The sequence below is a fragment of the Roseibium album genome (genome assembly GCF_965233825.1).
Classification (GTDB): Bacteria; Pseudomonadota; Alphaproteobacteria; order Rhizobiales; family Stappiaceae; genus Roseibium; species Roseibium album.
On sequence record NZ_OZ247583.1, the window covers coordinates 1,309,993 to 1,325,428 of the forward strand.

The window sequence follows — 15,436 nt, forward strand, 5'->3', positions numbered from 1 at the left end:
AAATAAGCGGACTTTGCTGTGCCGCAGGAAAGTCGTCAAGCTGGCATTCACCCTAAGGCCGCTGAAAGTCAGAACGGTGTTTATTACGTTCGGTAACAACAACATCGTCCGGGTACGTGAAAATTCACGCAGAAAAATCACGAAATTCGTTGACATATGCCGATAAATCGAGATATTTCGATTTATGGACATTGAAAAATCGATAGCAGCGCTGAACAATCCAATTCGGCGAAAAATCCTGGAATGGCTGAAGGATCGGTCGAATTTCCCGCCTGCACTGCCGGAGCACGCCGGCCTGGAAGGCGTTTGTGTGGGCTATATCCAGGAAAAGGCGCAGCTCTCGCAATCGACGGTTTCCAACTATATGGGCCTTCTGAAGCAGGCTGGCTTCGTCGTTGCAGAACGCCACGGGCAATGGACTTTCTATCGTCGAGACGAAGACAACATTCGATCGTTTCTTGCGGCGGTACGGAAAGAACTTTTGACGCAGTAATCCGCAAGGGCACGATTTGAGGGTTTTTCGGCAGGCGGGAGATATGAATTTCGAGATATCTCGATAAAAGGAACTATAGAATGGCAAAAAATGAAGCGACAATGCTCCTCGACAAGCCTCTGGTTCTCCCCTGCGGTGCCCGCCTGAAGAACCGGTTGATCAAGTCGCCGATGTCCGACTCGCTCGGTGACGGCACCGGAAACCCGACCAAAGCGCAGACAAGACTGTATGAGCGCTGGGCCGAAGGCGGTGTGGCGTTGTCCCTGATCGGTGAGGTGCAGACCAGTCCGCACTATCCGGAAAAGCCCGGAAACCTTGTGCTGGTGCAGGGATCAGACACGGCTGGACTCCGCATTCTTGCGAAACGTGGTTCTATCAATGATGCCCATATCTGGCCTCAGCTCGGCCACGCAGGCGCCCTTGCCCACTTGCCTGTCAGCAAACCGAAAGGGCCGTCACCGCTGAACGTCGAGGGCCTCCAATGTCAGGGGCTGTCGCTGGAGGAAATTCATGAACTGCCAGGCCTGTTTGCGCGGGCTGCGACCATGGCAAAGGACACCGGATTTGGCGGTGTGCAAATCCATGCAGGTCACGGGTTTCTGCTTAGCCAATTCCTGTCGCCCCTGTTCAATCACAGGGCTGATGCCTATGGCGGCTCGATCGAGGGACGTTTTCGCGTTATCGGCGAGGTAATCGATGCAGTGCGCCAAGCCGTCGGTCCGTCTTTTCCGGTCGGCATAAGGATCAACTCGACGGACAAGCTCGTCGGAGGCTTGACCGATGAAGACGCTTTGCAGGTTGTCCGGATGCTCGACAGGACCTCGATTGATCTCATTGATGTAAGCGGAGGAACATATTTCCCCGGAGCTGCGTCTAGTTCTGATGGCGTATCGGCGTCGGGGCCGTATTTCATCGAGTTTGCCCGGCATGCGAAGAAGATGACCGAAATTCCAATCATGGTGACCGGAGGCATGCAAACGCGCGCCGATGCCGTCGCCGCGCTCCAAACAGGTGCCGCGGACGCCATCGGTCTGGCTCGAGCAATGGTTCTCGACCCGGCACTTGCGAATTCCTGGCTATCAGGCCTGGGTAGTGATCCAGCGTTTCCCAGGTTTGAAACGCCGCCACGCGGTGGCATCACAGCCTGGTATTCAATGCGTCTTAAAGCGTTGGGCGAAAATGAAGAAAGCCAATTTGCTCCAACTCTTGAAGAGGCACTGGAAGCGTATGAAGCGCGCGATGCAGAACGCTGCCCGAGGTGGCTGGAACATTTCGGATCGTAGTAAAATCAAGTCTGGTGGTTTCAGCCGCGCCGGTAGATGCTCATGACGACGCCGTTCGCGCAAGGTTCCGATTTGGCCAGCTTGAGCGTTTCCGGTTTCGCCGGTTTTTCGAACAGCCGTTTGCCGGAACCGGCAACGACCGGAAATGTCCAAAGTCGGAATTCGTCGATCAGGTCGTGCGCAAGCAGGAACTGGATCAGCTCCCAGCTGCCATGAATCTGCAGGATAGGCCCGTCTTCAAGCTTCAGATCCGAAATTTTCCGCGCAATGTCGCCAGAGATCGCATGGGAGTGCTTCCAGCTCAGGCTGTCCGGGCGCGAAGTGACAACATATTTGCTGGCGGCATTCATCATGTCGGCGACCGGGTCACCTGCAGCATCGGGCCAGTGTCCAGCGAACAGGTCGTAGGTCTTGCGTCCGAAGAGCATGTCATACGGTTCGGACATTGCTTCTTTTTGAACCTGTTCCATCACGCCGTTCCAATAGGGGGTTGCCCAGCCACCCCGCTCGAAGTTTCCCGAGCGGTCTTCGTCGGGCTTGCTGGGTGCCTGCATCACGCCATCCAGGGTAATGAAGGTCAGTATGGCGATGTTTCTCATTGCTGGGTCTCCCGATTGAAGAATGCGTCCAGGACGGACAGTGTCGCTTCCCAGCCGTCGGCATGTATCGAGCAGGCGCTGTCTGACGGGATGCCTTCATGAGTAATGACGACTTCCGTGGCATTTGGTTTTTCCAGAAACCGAAACGAGACCTTCATCGGCACGTTTTCAAGCGGATCCGGGGCTTGCCATTCCCAGGTCATCACGATCTGTTTCGGCCGGTCGATCACTTCGAATACCCCGGCGACAACCGGATTTCGACCATCAGGCATCCTGTACCGGAGACGAAAGCGGCCACCTGGTGTGAAATCATAATTCAAGGCCTCGACAGTGATATCCGGGCTCGGCGTGAACCAGCATGTCAGGGACGCCTCTGTTGCAAAGGCGTCGAAGAGCGGGCCAGGAAGAGCTTTTATCGTGCGGCGGACAACCAGTGGAATGGCGACTGACGTCATGTCTTGTCCTCCTGTCCATCCGCGGCATTGACGAATTTTTCAAGACGCTGAAGGGTGCCTTCCCAGAACGTCCGGTGCCTGGATATCCAGTCCTCTGCTTCCCTCAAGGGAGCCGTTTCCAGATGAAACAGGTGAACACGCCCGTTGATTTCCCTGCGAACCAGCCCTGCCTTTTCAAGCACTTTCAGGTGCTTGGAGATCGTGGGTTGTGCCACGCTGAAAGGCGAGCGGAGTTCGTTTGCCGACAGGGCACCGTTGCGCGCCAGCATTGCAATCATTTCACGCCGCGTGCCGTCGCCAAGTGCGTGAAAGGAGCGGTCCATGGAAGTTTGATAATGAATAGCCATATGGCTATATAAATTCAAACCATGTTCGCTGTCAATGTAATCCTCGTTTGGGAATTCATCGCTGTTCAGGAGACACAGAGACCGGTTGTTCCGGCAAGGACCCGATCAGCTGTCCTGAATGTGGGCAAGAAGTGATTTCTTTGCACCCAGGATATGCTCACCCGTGAGATCGGCGGCAAGATCCGCGTCTCCGGCCTCGCAAGCGTCCATGATGCCGAAGTGTTCGCGGCCCGCGCGTTCCATGCCATTGGACATGACCAGCTGGGCGCGGATCTGGCGTTCTACACGGTCAATTGCATTGTGAGCGATTTCCCTGAAGAATTTCAGGTCACTGGCGCTGTAAAGTGTCTCGTGGAAGTCGCGATTGAGATCGCCCCATTCCATCGGATTGTCCGATGCGGAGAATGCCGCGCATTTTTCGCGCGCACTGGCGAGAATCTCTTTCGACATCCGCGGCACGGCATTCTTGATGATTTCCGGTTCGACCAGGGCTCTCAGGTCGAAAATCTCTTCGGTTTCCTTTGGCGAGAGACCGGCGACGACCGCACCCTTGTAGCGCTGTGTCTTGACCAGTCCCTGCTCCTCGAGACGGGAGATGGCTTCGCGGACCGGAATGCGGCTGGTGTTGAAGAGGCGGGCAATTTCATCCTGGCGAAGAGGTTCGCCTTCTTCGAGTTGTCCCTGGATAATGGCTTTCCGCAGCGCGTCGAACACGATCGAGGACGCAGATGCTGTCGTGGAAATGTCCATCGATGTCAGTTTCATTAGCCGTCACTCCCTGGATCCGTCTTTTAAGCGAACCTCCCGAGTCGGGGAAGCGGAAAACTTTTTGAATATTTTATATTGAATATTGGATCCAAAATGGTTTATCAATCTCCCGCCAGAAGAAATTCTTCGAAAAATGAAGAGGGGAACCATGTTCAAGAAAATTGCGGCAGCTGCCGCCCTGACGCTTGTTGCCGCAATGCCGGTAAAGGCGGATACGCTCGATGATGTTGTTGACCGCGGCGAACTGCGCTGTGGTGTTGTTCTGGATTTTCCGCCGATCGGCTATCGGGATGCCAACAACGAACCCGCCGGTTTTGACGTCGAATACTGCAACGATCTCGCTGCGGCGCTGGAGGTGGAACCCAAGATCCTGCCTCTGACATGGGCCGAACGCCTTCCGGTTATCGTTACCGGCCGCGCGGATGTGGTTTTCGGCGCAACTTCCGACAGCCTCGCGCGGGCCCGGACCGTCGGTTTCACCATTCCCTACGCGATCTATTACGCACAGGGCGTGGTCAATTCCGAAAGCGGAATCAAGTCATTTGAAGATATTCGCGGCAAGCGTGTCGCGGCTGCCATCGGCACGGTGCCGGAGCAGGAATGGCTGAAAATTGCCAAGGAATGGGGTGAAGAAAACCTCTATCAGGGCTATCAGTCCGAAAACGAGGTGTTCCTCGCCGTGGCCCAGGGCAAGGCCGATATCGGCATCACCACAAATACGGCTGTCAAGCCGATCACGGAACAATACGATACGATTTTCGCCGGACCGCGCATGCCCTGGACCACAGACTACACGTCTGTTGTCGGCAAGCGTGAAGACGTGACCTGGCTCAACTTCCTGAACCTGTTTGTCACCCATCAGGTGCGCTCGGGCCGTTACGGGGAACTCTGGGGCAAGTATGTCGGCGGCGAGGCTCCGGAATTGCGCATTCCCGGCGTGATGTACTGATCCTTCCTGACTTGGGGCACGTCTGAAAGTCTCCGGATTGCCGGACGTGCCTCCCTTTTGTATTCACCTGTTTCCGCAAGGCGACCGCATAGGTCTCAACCGGAGGCAGGGTTGTGTGAAATCCGCCCGCCGAAGCCCGTGACATCTGATGTTCGACTATAATTTTCATTGGCGACCAGTGCTGAAAAACCTGCCGGACCTGCTGGGTGCGGGGCTGCTGACCCTTCAGGTTGCAGTGCTTGCCATGGTGGTCGGCATCGTCATCGGTTTGGCGCTCGCCCTGATCCGCATGCACATGCGCGGCCCTCTTTACTGGTTGGCGACGGGCTGGGTCGAGCTGGCGCGCAACACGCCGGCCCTGTTCCAGCTGTTTTTCTTCGGTTTTGGGCTTGGGGCCTTCGGTCTTCACCTCAGTCCTTTCGCGATCGTGCTTTGTGGTCTGAGCTTCAACTGCGCCGGCTATCTCGCCGAAAACTTCCGGGGCGGGTTTCAGGCGGTGCCGGAGACACAGTTGCGCGCGGCGCGCAGCCTTGGCATGACCGCCTGGCAGGCCTACACGCGCATCATCATTCCGCAGGTTTTCAGGATCGTTTATCACCCGCTGACCAACCAGCTGGTCTGGGCGGTGCTGATGTCCTCGCTCGGTATGCTGGTCGGCTTTCGCGAGCTCAGCGGCGAGACGCAGTTCTTTGCCAGCCGAACCTTCCGCATTTTCGAGTATTTCGCGGCGACCGCCGTGATCTACTACGTGATTGTCAAGATCATTCTGCTCGCATCCCGGCTGCTCGCCGCGCGACTGTTCCGGTATTGAGGAGGCTGACTTGCAGGAAACGATAAGCTTCTTCAGCGGGTTCACCCCAAACGACCTGTGGTTCTTGGGCGAGGCTGCACTCAGAACCCTCTGGATCTCGGCGCTGTCGATCACGATCGGCACCATCTTGGGGGGTGTGTTTGGATGGATGCTCTATGAGGGCAAGCTGACCGCCGCACTGACCCTTGCCCCTGTCCTTGATATTTTCCGCTCCGTGCCGCTCATCATTCAGCTGGTGCTGTTCTACAATTTCGCCCCGATTGTCGGATTGGACCTCGATCCCTTCGGGTCGGGTGTGGTGATCCTGACGATCTACACGGCCGCGCTGGTGGCCAATGTTGCACGCGGCGGGATCGAGGCGGTCGGCAAGCCCATGCGACGGGCGGCCCGTTCCCTCGGCATGAGCTATTGGCAGGACATGCGTTACGTGGTGCTGCCGATCGGTGGCAGAGCGGTCTTTCCCGCATGGGTCGGCGTTGCACTCGGGGTGATGAAGGACAGTGCCCTCGTCTCGGTGCTTGGTTATGTCGAGCTTCTCAAGGCCAGCCAGATCCTGATCACCCGGACACAGGAACCGTTCCTGATCCTTGCAATCGCCGGCGCGTTCTATTTCGCGCTGTCTTTCCCGATCTCGCGCTATGCTGCAAAACTGGAACAAAGGTGGGCCCAATGATCGAGATACGCGGCCTTGAGAAATATTTCGGCGCGCTTCAGGTGCTCAAGGGCATCGATCTGGACGTAGCAAAGGGCGAAGTCCTTTCCGTCATCGGCGCATCGGGCTCCGGCAAGTCGACTTTGCTTTACTGCATCAACGGCCTTGAGCCCATCCAGAAAGGATCCGTCATTGTCGACGGTACGGATGTCCATGCCAAGGGTACGGACATAAACAAGCTCCGGCAGAAACTCGGAATGGTGTTTCAGCAATGGAACAGTTTTCCGCATCTGACCGCGTTGGAAAACGTCGCGCTGGCCCCGAAAATCGTCAAGGGGAAGTCGAAAGCCGAAGCGCGCGACATCGCCGAAAAACAACTCAGGCATGTCGGTCTCGACGACAAGTTGAACGTTTTTCCCAGTGCGCTGTCCGGCGGCCAGCAACAGCGCCTGGCGATTGCCCGGGCACTTGCGATGGAGCCCACCTACATGCTGTTCGACGAGGCAACCTCAGCGCTCGATCCGGAGCTGGTGGGCGAGGTTCTCGATACCATGCGCCTGCTTGCTGAAGAAGGCATGACGATGATCTGTGTCACCCATGAAATGGGATTTGCCCGCGATGTCTCCGACAGGGTCGCCTATTTTCACCAGGGTGTGATGGAGGAGATCGGGCCGCCGGAACAGATCTTCGGAAATGCCACGTCCGGACATACCCGGAAATTTCTTGCTAACGTGCGCTGATTCGGCGCGCATCTTTGTGACGCCAGGTCTGCGGCCCCATGCGGCGCGGGTTAACCTTGCCCGGCAGACCTGCATCTGAAGGAGTGAATGATGACAACGAATATCTTTTCCGGCTGCATGCCGGCCCTGATGACACCGTGCAAGGCCGATCGTTCGCCGGATTACGATGCACTCGTCAGAAAGGGCCAGGAACTGATCGCTGCGGGCATGTCTGCCGTGGTCTATTGCGGTTCCATGGGCGACTGGCCACTCCTGACGGACGAAGAGCGCATGGAAGGTGTTGAGCGTCTGGTTGCGGCCGGGGTTCCAGTCGTGGTTGGAACCGGTGCGATCAACACAAAATCCGCTGTCGCACATGCCGCTCATGCCGCAAAGGTCGGAGCGCATGGATTGATGGTCATTCCGCGCGTGCTGTCTCGCGGCAGCTCCCCGGGTGCACAGCGACACCATTTCAGTGCCATATTGTCGGCTGCGCCGAACATTCCGGCCGTCATCTACAACAGCCCTTACTACGGATTTGCGACACGTGCGGACCTGTTCTTCGAGCTGCGCGCACAATTCCCCAACCTGATCGGTTTCAAGGAATTCGGCGGCCTCGACGACCTGCGCTACGCAGCGGAAAACATCACCTCTCAGGATGACAACGTCACGCTTATGGTCGGTGTCGACACGGCCGTTCTGCATGGTTACGTCAATTGCGGCGCGACCGGTGCCATAACCGGCATCGGCAATGCCATCCCGAAAGAAGTCCTGCATCTTGTCCGGCTCTGCCAGAAAGCAGCCCAGGGACATGTCGAAGCGCGCCAGCGCGCGGCAGAGCTGGAAGAAGCGCTCGCGATCCTCTCTAGTTTCGACGAAGGCCCTGATCTCGTCCTTTACTACAAGCACCTGATGGTTCTGAACGGTGAAGGCGAATACAGCCTGCACTTCAACGAAACCGACGCCCTGAACGACGCGCAGCGCAACTATGTCGAAGCGCAATACAGTCTCTTCAAGACCTGGTACGCGGATTGGTCCAGGCAGGGAGGAGTGATCGCCGAATGCGCGTGATCGACAGTCATACGGCTGGTGAACCGACTCGTGTCGTGATCGACGGCGGCCCCGATCTTGGATCGGGGTCGCTGGTCGAGCGTGCTGCGCGCCTGGAGGCTGAGCATCTCGATTTCTGCGCTTCTGTGGTGCTCGAGCCGCGCGGTCACGACGCAGTCATCGGTGCTCTCCTGTTGCCGCCCTCGCGGGATGACTGCGTTGCCTCGGTGGTCTACTTCAACAACCTGCAGAACCTCGGCATGTGCGGTCACGCATCGATTGGACTTGGCGTTACCCTGGCGCATCTGGGTCGGATCGAACCCGGACGTCACAAGCTGGAAACCCCTGTCGGTGTGGTCGAAATTCATCTGCATGATGCGAACACGGTCTCCGTGGTCAATGTTGAAAGCTACAGGCATCTGAAAGATGTCATGGTAGATGTCGACGGGTTTGGCCAATTCACGGGTGATGTCGCCTGGGGCGGCAACTGGTTTTATCTGGTGAAAGACAGCCCGGTCGCCCTGACACCAGCCAACATCAGACCGTTGACGGATTTGACGTTAAAGATCCGCACTGCGCTCGAAGAGCGGGGGATCACGGGTGCGGACGGGGCCTGGATCGATCACATCGAGCTCTTTGGTCCACCGCAGGATCGTGCATCCGACAGCCGCAATTTCGTCCTGTGTCCGGGTGGCGCCTACGACCGTTCGCCCTGCGGGACCGGATGTTCCGCGAAGCTTGCCTGCCTGGCCGAAGATGGTGTCCTGGAACCGGGCCGCGAGTGGGTACAGGAAAGCGTCATCGGCAGCAAATATACGATCAGCTACCAGCGTGGATCGAAAGGCGCCATTGTCCCGTCGGTTACCGGTCAGGCATTCGTCACGTCCGATGCGAACCTGATTTTCAATCCCGCGGACCCATATCGGCTGGGTATTCGGCCCTGAGAGTTGAGAAGGTGATGTATCGACCATGACGGACAACGCCGTCCATGACATCGTGGTGGTCGGTGCCGGGATCATCGGCATCAGCACAGCGCTGGCCCTGCAGGCACAGGGACGACACGTCCTCGTGCTGGACAGGGACGACGGCCTGAAAAAGGCATCGGAAATGAATGCCGGCGCCTTTGCCTTCACCGATATCGTGCCGCTGGCAACACCGGGCATCATGCGCAAGGCACCCAAATGGCTTCTCGATCCGTTGGGTCCACTGTCCGTGCCGCCCGCCTATGCGCTGAAAATTGCGCCCTGGATGCTGCGCTTCTGGCGGGCGAGCTGGCCGGACCGCTACCGTCACTCCCTGAATGCGCAAGCCAGCCTGATGGATGCTTCCCGGCATGCGCTGGATTGCCAGATCCGGGAAACGTCTGCGGAGCAATTGTTTCGCCGGGATGGCCAGCTGCAGCTTTACGAAGGAGAGCGGGAATTCCGTGCCAGCATGGACGCCTGGCAACTCAGAAAGAAACACGGCATCCCCTTCGAGCTTCTGGAAACAAGAGACGCCATTGCCGCTATCCAGCCGGGTATAGACGCGCGTTTTACTCATGCAGGATATACGCCGGAATGGATGAATACCTGCAATCCGGCCAGCTTTCTGAAGCATCTCTCCGAAACATTTCTGGCACGTGGAGGACGGATCGAAGCCGATGACGTCATGTCAGTCACACCTGTTGAGGCATTCGTTTCTTTGTCAGGACGGAACGGAGAAACGCGAGCAGCAAATGTCATTGTCTGTGCCGGTGCCTGGTCCCGTCATCTGGCGTCAACGGTCGGAGACAGTGTCCCGCTGGAAACGGAACGGGGTTACAACACAACCCTTGCCGACGGCGCGTTTGATCTGAGGACACATTTGACGTTTGGCAGCCACGGGTTCGTGGTGACACGGATCAACGACGGTATCCGGGTTGGCGGTGCAGTGGAGCTGGGCGGATTGAAGCTGCCCCCCAATTACAAGCGCGCGGAAACGCTGCTGAAAAAGGCCAAGAGTTTTCTGCCGGAGCTGAAGACGGAACCCGGGACGCAGTGGATGGGATTCCGCCCTTCCATGCCGGACAGTCTCCCGGTCATCGACCGCTCGCCGAGGGAGCGCAGGGTTTTCTATGCCTTCGGGCACGGTCATCTGGGCCTTACGCAGGCCGCCGGCACCGCAAAACTTGTCACCGAACTTGTCCAGGGTCAGACCCCTTCAATCGATATGAGCGCATTCTCTGCGCGCCGCTTCTGAGGAGACGGAAATGAAAATTTCGGCCATCAATGTGTTTCAGGTCGGCCTGCCACTTAAGGAAGGACGCTACAGCTGGTCCAACGGCAACTTCATCGAGGTTTTCGATAGTACGGTCGTTGAGATTGTTACGGACGGGGGTCTGAAAGGCTACGCGGAGTGCTGCCCGCTCGGGTCGGCATATCTGCCGAGTTTCGCTCTTGGAGTTCGCGCCGGCCTTGAGGAGCTGGCGCCCCATCTGATCGGGCTGGATCCCCTGAATATCGGCGAAATCAACCGGGTCATGGATACGGCTCTGCGCGGACATCCTTATGCAAAGGCGCCCATTGATATTGCCTGCTGGGATCTACTTGGCAAGGCAACGGATCAGCCCGTCTATACGCTGCTTGGAGGTGCTGCACAGGACGATGTGGTCCTTTACCGGGCAATCAGCCAGGAAGCGCCCGACGTGATGGCGAAAAAGATCGAAGGCTATGCGGCGGAGGGTTACACCAAGTTTCAGCTGAAGGTCGGCGGTGATGCCAACGACGACATCGACCGCATTCATGCGACCCGCGCGGTTCTGAAATCCTCTGATCTGCTTGTCGCGGACGCCAATACCGGTTGGACACGTCACGAAGCGGCACGCGTGGTCGGGGCGGTGTCTTTGCTTGATGTTTACATCGAGCAGCCCTGCATGACCTATGAAGAGAGTGTGTCGATCCGGCGCCGGACCGGCCTGCCGTTTATCCTGGACGAAGTCATCGACGGTCCGAACATGCTGGTGCGCGGCATTGCGGAAGATGCCATGGATTGCATCAATCTGAAGATTTCCAAGGTCGGTGGCCTGACCAGGGCGAAACTGATGCGCGACCTGTGTGTGGCCCATGGCATCCCGATGACCATTGAGGACACGTGGGGCGGAGATATCACCACGGCCGCCATCGCCCATCTTGCCCGCTCGACACCGCCGGAATTCACGTTCTCGGCAACCGATTTCAACAGCTATGGCACCGTCGACATTGCGGAGGGGGCACCGAAGCGCGTCAACGGCAGGATGACCGCGGCGGATCGGCCGGGCCTCGGCATAAAACCGATTTTCGAAGCTCTTGGCGACCCGGTCGCCAGCTATTCGTGAGGCAGGATCATGCGCAGCAGCAAAACCATTCATGTGATCTCCTGCCATGCGGAAGGCGAAGTCGGTGACGTCATCGTGGGCGGTGTGACACCGCCGCCGGGCGACACGATCTGGGAGCAGCGCAGCTTCATTGCCAAAGACCAGTCTCTGCGCAACTTCGTTCTGAATGAACCGCGCGGCGGGGTTTTCAGGCATGTCAATCTGCTGGTGCCGCCGAAGCATCCCGAAGCTGACGCGGCCTTCATCATCATGGAGCCGGAAGACACGCCGCCCATGTCCGGCTCCAATTCCATCTGTGTGTCGACTGTTCTGCTTGATGGCGGGATTGTCCCGATGACCGAACCGGTAACGGAACTGGTTCTGGAAGCCCCGGGTGGTCTGGTGCGTGTCAGGGCAGATTGCAGGAATGGCAAGGCAGAGAGGATCCACGTCCAGAATGTAGCAAGCTTTGCCGACAGACTGGACGCAAATCTGGAAGTGGACGGCTTGGGTACATTGACGGTCGACACGGCCTATGGCGGCGACAGTTTTGTTGTCGTCGATGCGAGCGCTCTTGGATTTGCCATCGAGGAAAGCGAAGCTGCGGATATTGCCAGACTGGGTGTGCGCATTACCAATGCGGCGAATGAGCAGCTTGGTTTCTGCCATCCCGAAAACGCCGACTGGAAACACATTTCGTTCTGTGCATTTTGTGGCCCATTGACGGCAACCGACAAGGGACTGACGGGACGTTCCGCAATTGCGATCCAGCCGGGCAAGGTGGATCGCTCACCTACGGGAACGGCGGTTTCTGCGCGTATGGCGCTGATGGCGGCGCGTGGGCAGATGTCTGTCGGACAGGAATTCGAGGCGCGATCCATTATCGGATCGACCTTCACCGGCAAGATCCTGTCGGAGGCGACTGTCGGCGACAGACCGGCGATCATTCCTCAGATCAGTGGCCGCGCCTGGGTCACCGGCATTCATCAGCACATGCTGGACCCGAGCGACCCCTGGCCGGGTGGGTACAAGTTGAGTGACACATGGGGTGCCTGATCAATCGGGATTCGAATTTCCCTGCGGATATTGTCGCGATTTATTGAAGCGGGGTCTGACCCGATTGGTGTAGGCTCTTTCACGCAGGAATGGCTGGGGAGCAACGTTTGGTGAGCCTTCCCTTGTACATCTGCGATTCTCTGTCGGGCCGGCTAGGCATTGCCCGCGGGAACAAGAGAGCTTAACTAAAGCTGCGCATTCAGTTGGGTGACGTTTCTCGCCCCCGCAGATACCTGAAAGGATTCTTCCAAATGTCTCTTCGTATCAATGACACAGTTCCCGATTTCACGGCGGAAACCGACCAGGGTCCGATCAGCTTTCACGAATGGATCGGTGACAGCTGGGCTATCCTGTTCAGCCATCCAAAAGACTTTACACCGGTTTGCACGACCGAATTCGGTGTCGTCGGGCAATTGAAGGACGAATGGGAAAAACGCGGCACCAAGGTCATCGGTGTTTCGGTCGACAACGCGGAAGATCACCGGAAATGGAAGCTCGATATCGAGAAGGTGTCCGGCGCGACCCCAAGCTTCCCGATCATTGCCGATGAAGGCCTCAAGGTCTCCAAGCTGTTCGACATGCTTCCCGCAGAAGCTTACATGCCCGATGGACGAACGCCTGCGCACAGCGCGACAGTGCGCTCTGTTTTCATCATCGGCCCTGACAAACAGCTCAAGCTGTCCATGACATATCCGATGACCGTCGGACGTAACTTTGCCGAAGTTGTTCGTGCGCTCGATGCATTGCAAACGTCGGCCAAAGGCGTTGCCACACCCGCGAACTGGAATGTCGGTGAAGATGTCATCATTCCGCCGAGCGTCAATGACGACGACGCCCGCGCGAAATACGGTGAATTCAATGCCGTGCTGCCTTATCTGCGCAAGATCAAGGCACCAGCGTAACGCTGGGGTACGACGCGAAGTGATGGGTCGGTGTCGCTGAGTGTTTCAACGCCATGGATTCAAGTCGGTTGGACGAGCTGACTAACGGTGCCTGCCTTCCGAATTATCTTCCACAATTGTCATCCCGGTCTTGCCGCATTGGCGGCAAGACCGGGATCCAGTATGCCGAGAGGCTGTGATGAAAAAGGCGGTCAAACAGGAGTTTACTGGATTCCAGCCTTCTGCTGCGCTTCTGCCGGAATGACAAGCTTATTGGGATGAGATCATCCTGGAGGCCGAAACGCGGTCAGCCAGGGTGACACCGATCGCGGGATCTCAGCCGATCGGCGAGCAGATCTGCAACAGCGCCGCCAGATGATCCGGCGTCGCAAGGCCGATGCAGCAGGCATGGACAGTCAGCAGGAATGCTGTCAGCACGGAGCCGGTTGCCAGGGCAAGCACAAGCGAGGGATCCTGACGGAGCTCGCGAGCCGCGGTCGCCATTGAACCGGAATTCTGCGTCTTTTTCATGTGTTCCTCCCCTTGAGTGCGAGGCGTCCGGACAAGTTTCCACCCGGACGCAGTAAATTTCAAGCAGCTGGTTCTTCTGCGGCCGGGTCGGCTTTCTTTCCACCGAAAAGACCGCCCAGCCAGCCTTTCTTTTGTTCAGGTGCCTCGGCGTTGATTTCTTCTGTGGCGTGCTCTGCCGGCTCCGTCGGCGCCACCTGCTCGGCAAAGGCGGCAAAAAATTCTCCGGCCAGCCGTTTTGACGTACTGTCGATCAGCCTTGCGCCGAGTTGTGCAAGTTTGCCACCTACTTTCGCGTCAACTTCATAATTGAGAATGGTTGCGTCCGGTCCATCTTCTTCCAGGCGGATCTTGGCGCCGCCACGCGCGAATCCGGCAACGCCGCCGGAGCCTTCTCCCTCGATCGTGTAACCGTTGGGCGGATCGAGATCATTGAGAGTGACCTTGCCGCCGAACGTCGCCTTCACCGGTCCGACCTTGAGCTTGACCTTGGCCTCCATCTCGGTGTCCGAGTGTTTGACCAGTTCCTCGCAGCCCGGGATTGAAGCTTTCAGCACGTCCGGATCGTTGAGTGCTTCCCAGACCTTTTGCCGGGGGGCTTCAATACGTTGGCTGTCGTTCATTTGCATGTAGGTGTCTCCGATTGAAATTTCAGATGTACTGTATGTTTGTCTGGCGTTGACCTGTGCGGCGGATCACGAGCAATTCGGCCAGGATCGAAAGAGCGATTTCTTCCGGCGTAATGGCCCCGAGATCTAGGCCTGCGGGTCCTTCGATGCGCTCAAGATCTTGTTCGCTCAAACCTTTTTCGCGCAACTTTTCCTTTAACGTTGAGATTTTTCGACGGCTTCCGACAAAGCCGATATGCCGGGCAGGTACGTTCAAGGCCCCTTCCAGGGCAGCGAGATCACCACGCCCCTGGGTGGAGACGAGGATATAGGTGTCCGCGTTTCCGATTGCATCAAGTCCGAAGCCGTCGATCAGTCTGCCTGCGCCCGGGAAGGCGGCATGGTCTTCCGCCGGTGCGCAGATCGTCACGTCAAAACCGATGGTCGGCGCCTGCTTGGAGAGCGCGAGCGCCACCGGGCTTGCACCGCAGATCACCAGGATCGGTCGCGGCAGAACCGGTTCCACGAATATGTCCATGGTTCCCTTGCTGGGACACATGTTTTTGGCAAATTGCACGCCTTCACGTTCCTCGCCTGATTCGACACCAAGCTCGGCAAGCAGGTCCTCTGGCTGGATCGAGACCAGCCGCGCTTCACCATCTTCCAGTGCGGCCCGGGCCGCCTTGATCACGGCAGACCGCGCACATCCGCCTCCAATCCAGCCGCCGGCAATGCTGCCGTCTGCTGCAATCACTGCCTTTGCGCCCGCCTTGGCGGCAGTCACGGATATTGTTCGCACAACGGTTGCGAGCGCAAATGGTTCGCTTGCGTTTTGCAACCTGTTCATGAGGGGTTGCAGGTCACTTGTCAGTTCTGGTCCGGCATTTGAATGCGGTGTCGGAACGGAAGAATGTTTCATCGATG

Annotated in this window: 19 protein-coding genes; 12 read left to right on the plus strand and 7 right to left on the minus strand. The window is 57.7% G+C overall.

The window, feature by feature from the left end:
* Positions 1 to 184: 184 nt before the first annotated feature.
* Both ACO6TI_RS06160 and ACO6TI_RS06165 read left to right on the plus strand, forming a co-directional pair.
* Positions 185 to 493 (plus strand): ArsR/SmtB family transcription factor, encoded by a 309-nt coding sequence (locus tag ACO6TI_RS06160; protein ID WP_422384544.1) that lies wholly within the window; start codon positions 185 to 187, stop codon positions 491 to 493.
* Positions 494 to 573: 80 nt separating this feature from the next.
* Positions 574 to 1,776 (plus strand): oxidoreductase, encoded by a 1,203-nt coding sequence (locus ACO6TI_RS06165; protein WP_422384545.1) that lies wholly within the window; start codon positions 574 to 576, stop codon positions 1,774 to 1,776.
* Between the two features lie 20 nt (positions 1,777 to 1,796).
* Here ACO6TI_RS06165 and ACO6TI_RS06170 read toward each other — a convergent pair whose 3' ends face one another.
* The 4 genes from ACO6TI_RS06170 to ACO6TI_RS06185 form a co-directional block, all read right to left on the minus strand.
* Positions 1,797 to 2,375, minus strand: coding sequence for a dihydrofolate reductase family protein (locus ACO6TI_RS06170; protein WP_422384546.1), 579 nt, complete (start codon positions 2,373 to 2,375; stop codon positions 1,797 to 1,799).
* Positions 2,372 to 2,830 (minus strand): SRPBCC family protein, encoded by a 459-nt coding sequence (locus ACO6TI_RS06175; RefSeq protein ID WP_422384547.1) that lies wholly within the window; start codon positions 2,828 to 2,830, stop codon positions 2,372 to 2,374. Before ACO6TI_RS06175 ends, ACO6TI_RS06170 begins: the two co-directional genes overlap by 4 nt.
* A complete protein-coding gene (locus ACO6TI_RS06180) occupies positions 2,827 to 3,153 on the minus strand; it encodes an ArsR/SmtB family transcription factor (RefSeq protein WP_055121069.1) in 327 nt (108 codons plus the stop codon). The genes ACO6TI_RS06175 and ACO6TI_RS06180 overlap by 4 nt, the downstream gene beginning before the upstream one ends.
* 129 nt (positions 3,154 to 3,282) lie before the next feature.
* Entirely contained in the window at positions 3,283 to 3,942 is a 660-nt protein-coding gene (locus ACO6TI_RS06185; RefSeq protein WP_104704809.1) for a GntR family transcriptional regulator, read from the minus strand.
* 151 nt (positions 3,943 to 4,093) lie between these two features.
* Here ACO6TI_RS06185 and ACO6TI_RS06190 point away from each other — a divergent pair, with 151 nt between their 5' ends.
* The 10 genes from ACO6TI_RS06190 (at position 4,094) to ACO6TI_RS06235 (ending at position 13,397) form a co-directional block, all read left to right on the plus strand.
* Positions 4,094 to 4,894 carry a transporter substrate-binding domain-containing protein gene (locus tag ACO6TI_RS06190; protein WP_035900161.1) on the plus strand — a complete coding sequence of 267 codons (801 nt, stop codon included), beginning with the start codon at positions 4,094 to 4,096 and terminating at the stop codon, positions 4,892 to 4,894.
* A 148-nt stretch (positions 4,895 to 5,042) separates the two neighbouring features.
* A complete protein-coding gene (locus ACO6TI_RS06195; protein ID WP_055121073.1) occupies positions 5,043 to 5,705 on the plus strand; it encodes an amino acid ABC transporter permease in 663 nt (220 codons plus the stop codon).
* A 10-nt stretch (positions 5,706 to 5,715) separates the two neighbouring features.
* On the plus strand, positions 5,716 to 6,378 hold the full coding sequence (locus ACO6TI_RS06200) for an amino acid ABC transporter permease (protein WP_055121075.1): 663 nt from the start codon (positions 5,716 to 5,718) through the stop codon (positions 6,376 to 6,378).
* Complete coding sequence (locus tag ACO6TI_RS06205; RefSeq protein WP_055121077.1) at positions 6,375 to 7,097, plus strand: amino acid ABC transporter ATP-binding protein; 723 nt, start codon at positions 6,375 to 6,377, stop codon at positions 7,095 to 7,097. Before ACO6TI_RS06200 ends, ACO6TI_RS06205 begins: the two co-directional genes overlap by 4 nt.
* 90 nt (positions 7,098 to 7,187) lie before the next feature.
* Positions 7,188 to 8,147, plus strand: a complete 960-nt coding sequence (locus tag ACO6TI_RS06210; RefSeq protein ID WP_104704838.1) for a dihydrodipicolinate synthase family protein — start codon at positions 7,188 to 7,190, stop codon at positions 8,145 to 8,147.
* Positions 8,138 to 9,070 carry a proline racemase family protein gene (locus ACO6TI_RS06215; RefSeq protein ID WP_197000695.1) on the plus strand — a complete coding sequence of 311 codons (933 nt, stop codon included), beginning with the start codon at positions 8,138 to 8,140 and terminating at the stop codon, positions 9,068 to 9,070. Before ACO6TI_RS06210 ends, ACO6TI_RS06215 begins: the two co-directional genes overlap by 10 nt.
* 25 nt (positions 9,071 to 9,095) lie before the next feature.
* Positions 9,096 to 10,346, plus strand: coding sequence for an NAD(P)/FAD-dependent oxidoreductase (locus ACO6TI_RS06220; RefSeq protein ID WP_197000694.1), 1,251 nt, complete (start codon positions 9,096 to 9,098; stop codon positions 10,344 to 10,346).
* Positions 10,347 to 10,356: 10 nt separating this feature from the next.
* Complete coding sequence (locus ACO6TI_RS06225; protein WP_197000693.1) at positions 10,357 to 11,460, plus strand: cis-3-hydroxy-L-proline dehydratase; 1,104 nt, start codon at positions 10,357 to 10,359, stop codon at positions 11,458 to 11,460.
* A 9-nt stretch (positions 11,461 to 11,469) separates the two neighbouring features.
* Positions 11,470 to 12,495, plus strand: a complete 1,026-nt coding sequence (locus ACO6TI_RS06230; RefSeq protein ID WP_197000692.1) for a trans-3-hydroxy-L-proline dehydratase — start codon at positions 11,470 to 11,472, stop codon at positions 12,493 to 12,495.
* A gap of 251 nt (positions 12,496 to 12,746) precedes the next feature.
* Positions 12,747 to 13,397 (plus strand): peroxiredoxin, encoded by a 651-nt coding sequence (locus tag ACO6TI_RS06235; RefSeq protein ID WP_422384548.1) that lies wholly within the window; start codon positions 12,747 to 12,749, stop codon positions 13,395 to 13,397.
* A 315-nt stretch (positions 13,398 to 13,712) separates the two neighbouring features.
* Here ACO6TI_RS06235 and ACO6TI_RS06240 read toward each other — a convergent pair whose 3' ends face one another.
* Genes ACO6TI_RS06240 through ACO6TI_RS06250 form a run of 3 tightly spaced genes read right to left on the minus strand, consistent with a single transcriptional unit; the run spans position 13,713 to position 15,431 of the window.
* The gene (locus ACO6TI_RS06240) at positions 13,713 to 13,907 is read right to left on the minus strand and encodes a hypothetical protein (RefSeq protein ID WP_029064889.1); all 195 of its coding nucleotides are present in this window, start codon (positions 13,905 to 13,907) and stop codon (positions 13,713 to 13,715) included.
* 59 nt (positions 13,908 to 13,966) lie between these two features.
* The gene (locus tag ACO6TI_RS06245; RefSeq protein WP_082442982.1) at positions 13,967 to 14,533 is read right to left on the minus strand and encodes an SRPBCC family protein; all 567 of its coding nucleotides are present in this window, start codon (positions 14,531 to 14,533) and stop codon (positions 13,967 to 13,969) included.
* A 22-nt stretch (positions 14,534 to 14,555) separates the two neighbouring features.
* On the minus strand, positions 14,556 to 15,431 hold the full coding sequence (locus ACO6TI_RS06250) for an XdhC family protein (protein WP_209003816.1): 876 nt from the start codon (positions 15,429 to 15,431) through the stop codon (positions 14,556 to 14,558).
* Positions 15,432 to 15,436 lie beyond the last annotated feature (5 nt).

What these genes read in the sequence shown, in the direction of transcription:
- ACO6TI_RS06160 (WP_422384544.1), top strand. Translation starts at nt 185, where the DNA reads ATGGACATTGAAAAATCGATAGCAGCGCTGAACAATCCAATTCGGCGA.
- ACO6TI_RS06165 (WP_422384545.1), top strand. Translation starts at nt 574, where the DNA reads ATGGCAAAAAATGAAGCGACAATGCTCCTCGACAAGCCTCTGGTTCTC.
- ACO6TI_RS06170 (WP_422384546.1), bottom strand. Translation starts at nt 2,375, where the DNA reads ATGAGAAACATCGCCATACTGACCTTCATTACCCTGGATGGCGTGATG.
- ACO6TI_RS06175 (WP_422384547.1), bottom strand. Translation starts at nt 2,830, where the DNA reads ATGACGTCAGTCGCCATTCCACTGGTTGTCCGCCGCACGATAAAAGCT.
- ACO6TI_RS06180 (WP_055121069.1), bottom strand. Translation starts at nt 3,153, where the DNA reads ATGGACCGCTCCTTTCACGCACTTGGCGACGGCACGCGGCGTGAAATG.
- ACO6TI_RS06185 (WP_104704809.1), bottom strand. Translation starts at nt 3,942, where the DNA reads ATGAAACTGACATCGATGGACATTTCCACGACAGCATCTGCGTCCTCG.
- ACO6TI_RS06190 (WP_035900161.1), top strand. Translation starts at nt 4,094, where the DNA reads ATGTTCAAGAAAATTGCGGCAGCTGCCGCCCTGACGCTTGTTGCCGCA.
- ACO6TI_RS06195 (WP_055121073.1), top strand. Translation starts at nt 5,043, where the DNA reads ATGTTCGACTATAATTTTCATTGGCGACCAGTGCTGAAAAACCTGCCG.
- ACO6TI_RS06205 (WP_055121077.1), top strand. Translation starts at nt 6,375, where the DNA reads ATGATCGAGATACGCGGCCTTGAGAAATATTTCGGCGCGCTTCAGGTG.
- ACO6TI_RS06210 (WP_104704838.1), top strand. Translation starts at nt 7,188, where the DNA reads ATGACAACGAATATCTTTTCCGGCTGCATGCCGGCCCTGATGACACCG.
- ACO6TI_RS06215 (WP_197000695.1), top strand. Translation starts at nt 8,138, where the DNA reads ATGCGCGTGATCGACAGTCATACGGCTGGTGAACCGACTCGTGTCGTG.
- ACO6TI_RS06220 (WP_197000694.1), top strand. Translation starts at nt 9,096, where the DNA reads ATGACGGACAACGCCGTCCATGACATCGTGGTGGTCGGTGCCGGGATC.
- ACO6TI_RS06225 (WP_197000693.1), top strand. Translation starts at nt 10,357, where the DNA reads ATGAAAATTTCGGCCATCAATGTGTTTCAGGTCGGCCTGCCACTTAAG.
- ACO6TI_RS06230 (WP_197000692.1), top strand. Translation starts at nt 11,470, where the DNA reads ATGCGCAGCAGCAAAACCATTCATGTGATCTCCTGCCATGCGGAAGGC.
- ACO6TI_RS06235 (WP_422384548.1), top strand. Translation starts at nt 12,747, where the DNA reads ATGTCTCTTCGTATCAATGACACAGTTCCCGATTTCACGGCGGAAACC.
- ACO6TI_RS06240 (WP_029064889.1), bottom strand. Translation starts at nt 13,907, where the DNA reads ATGAAAAAGACGCAGAATTCCGGTTCAATGGCGACCGCGGCTCGCGAG.
- ACO6TI_RS06245 (WP_082442982.1), bottom strand. Translation starts at nt 14,533, where the DNA reads ATGCAAATGAACGACAGCCAACGTATTGAAGCCCCCCGGCAAAAGGTC.
- ACO6TI_RS06250 (WP_209003816.1), bottom strand. Translation starts at nt 15,431, where the DNA reads ATGAAACATTCTTCCGTTCCGACACCGCATTCAAATGCCGGACCAGAA.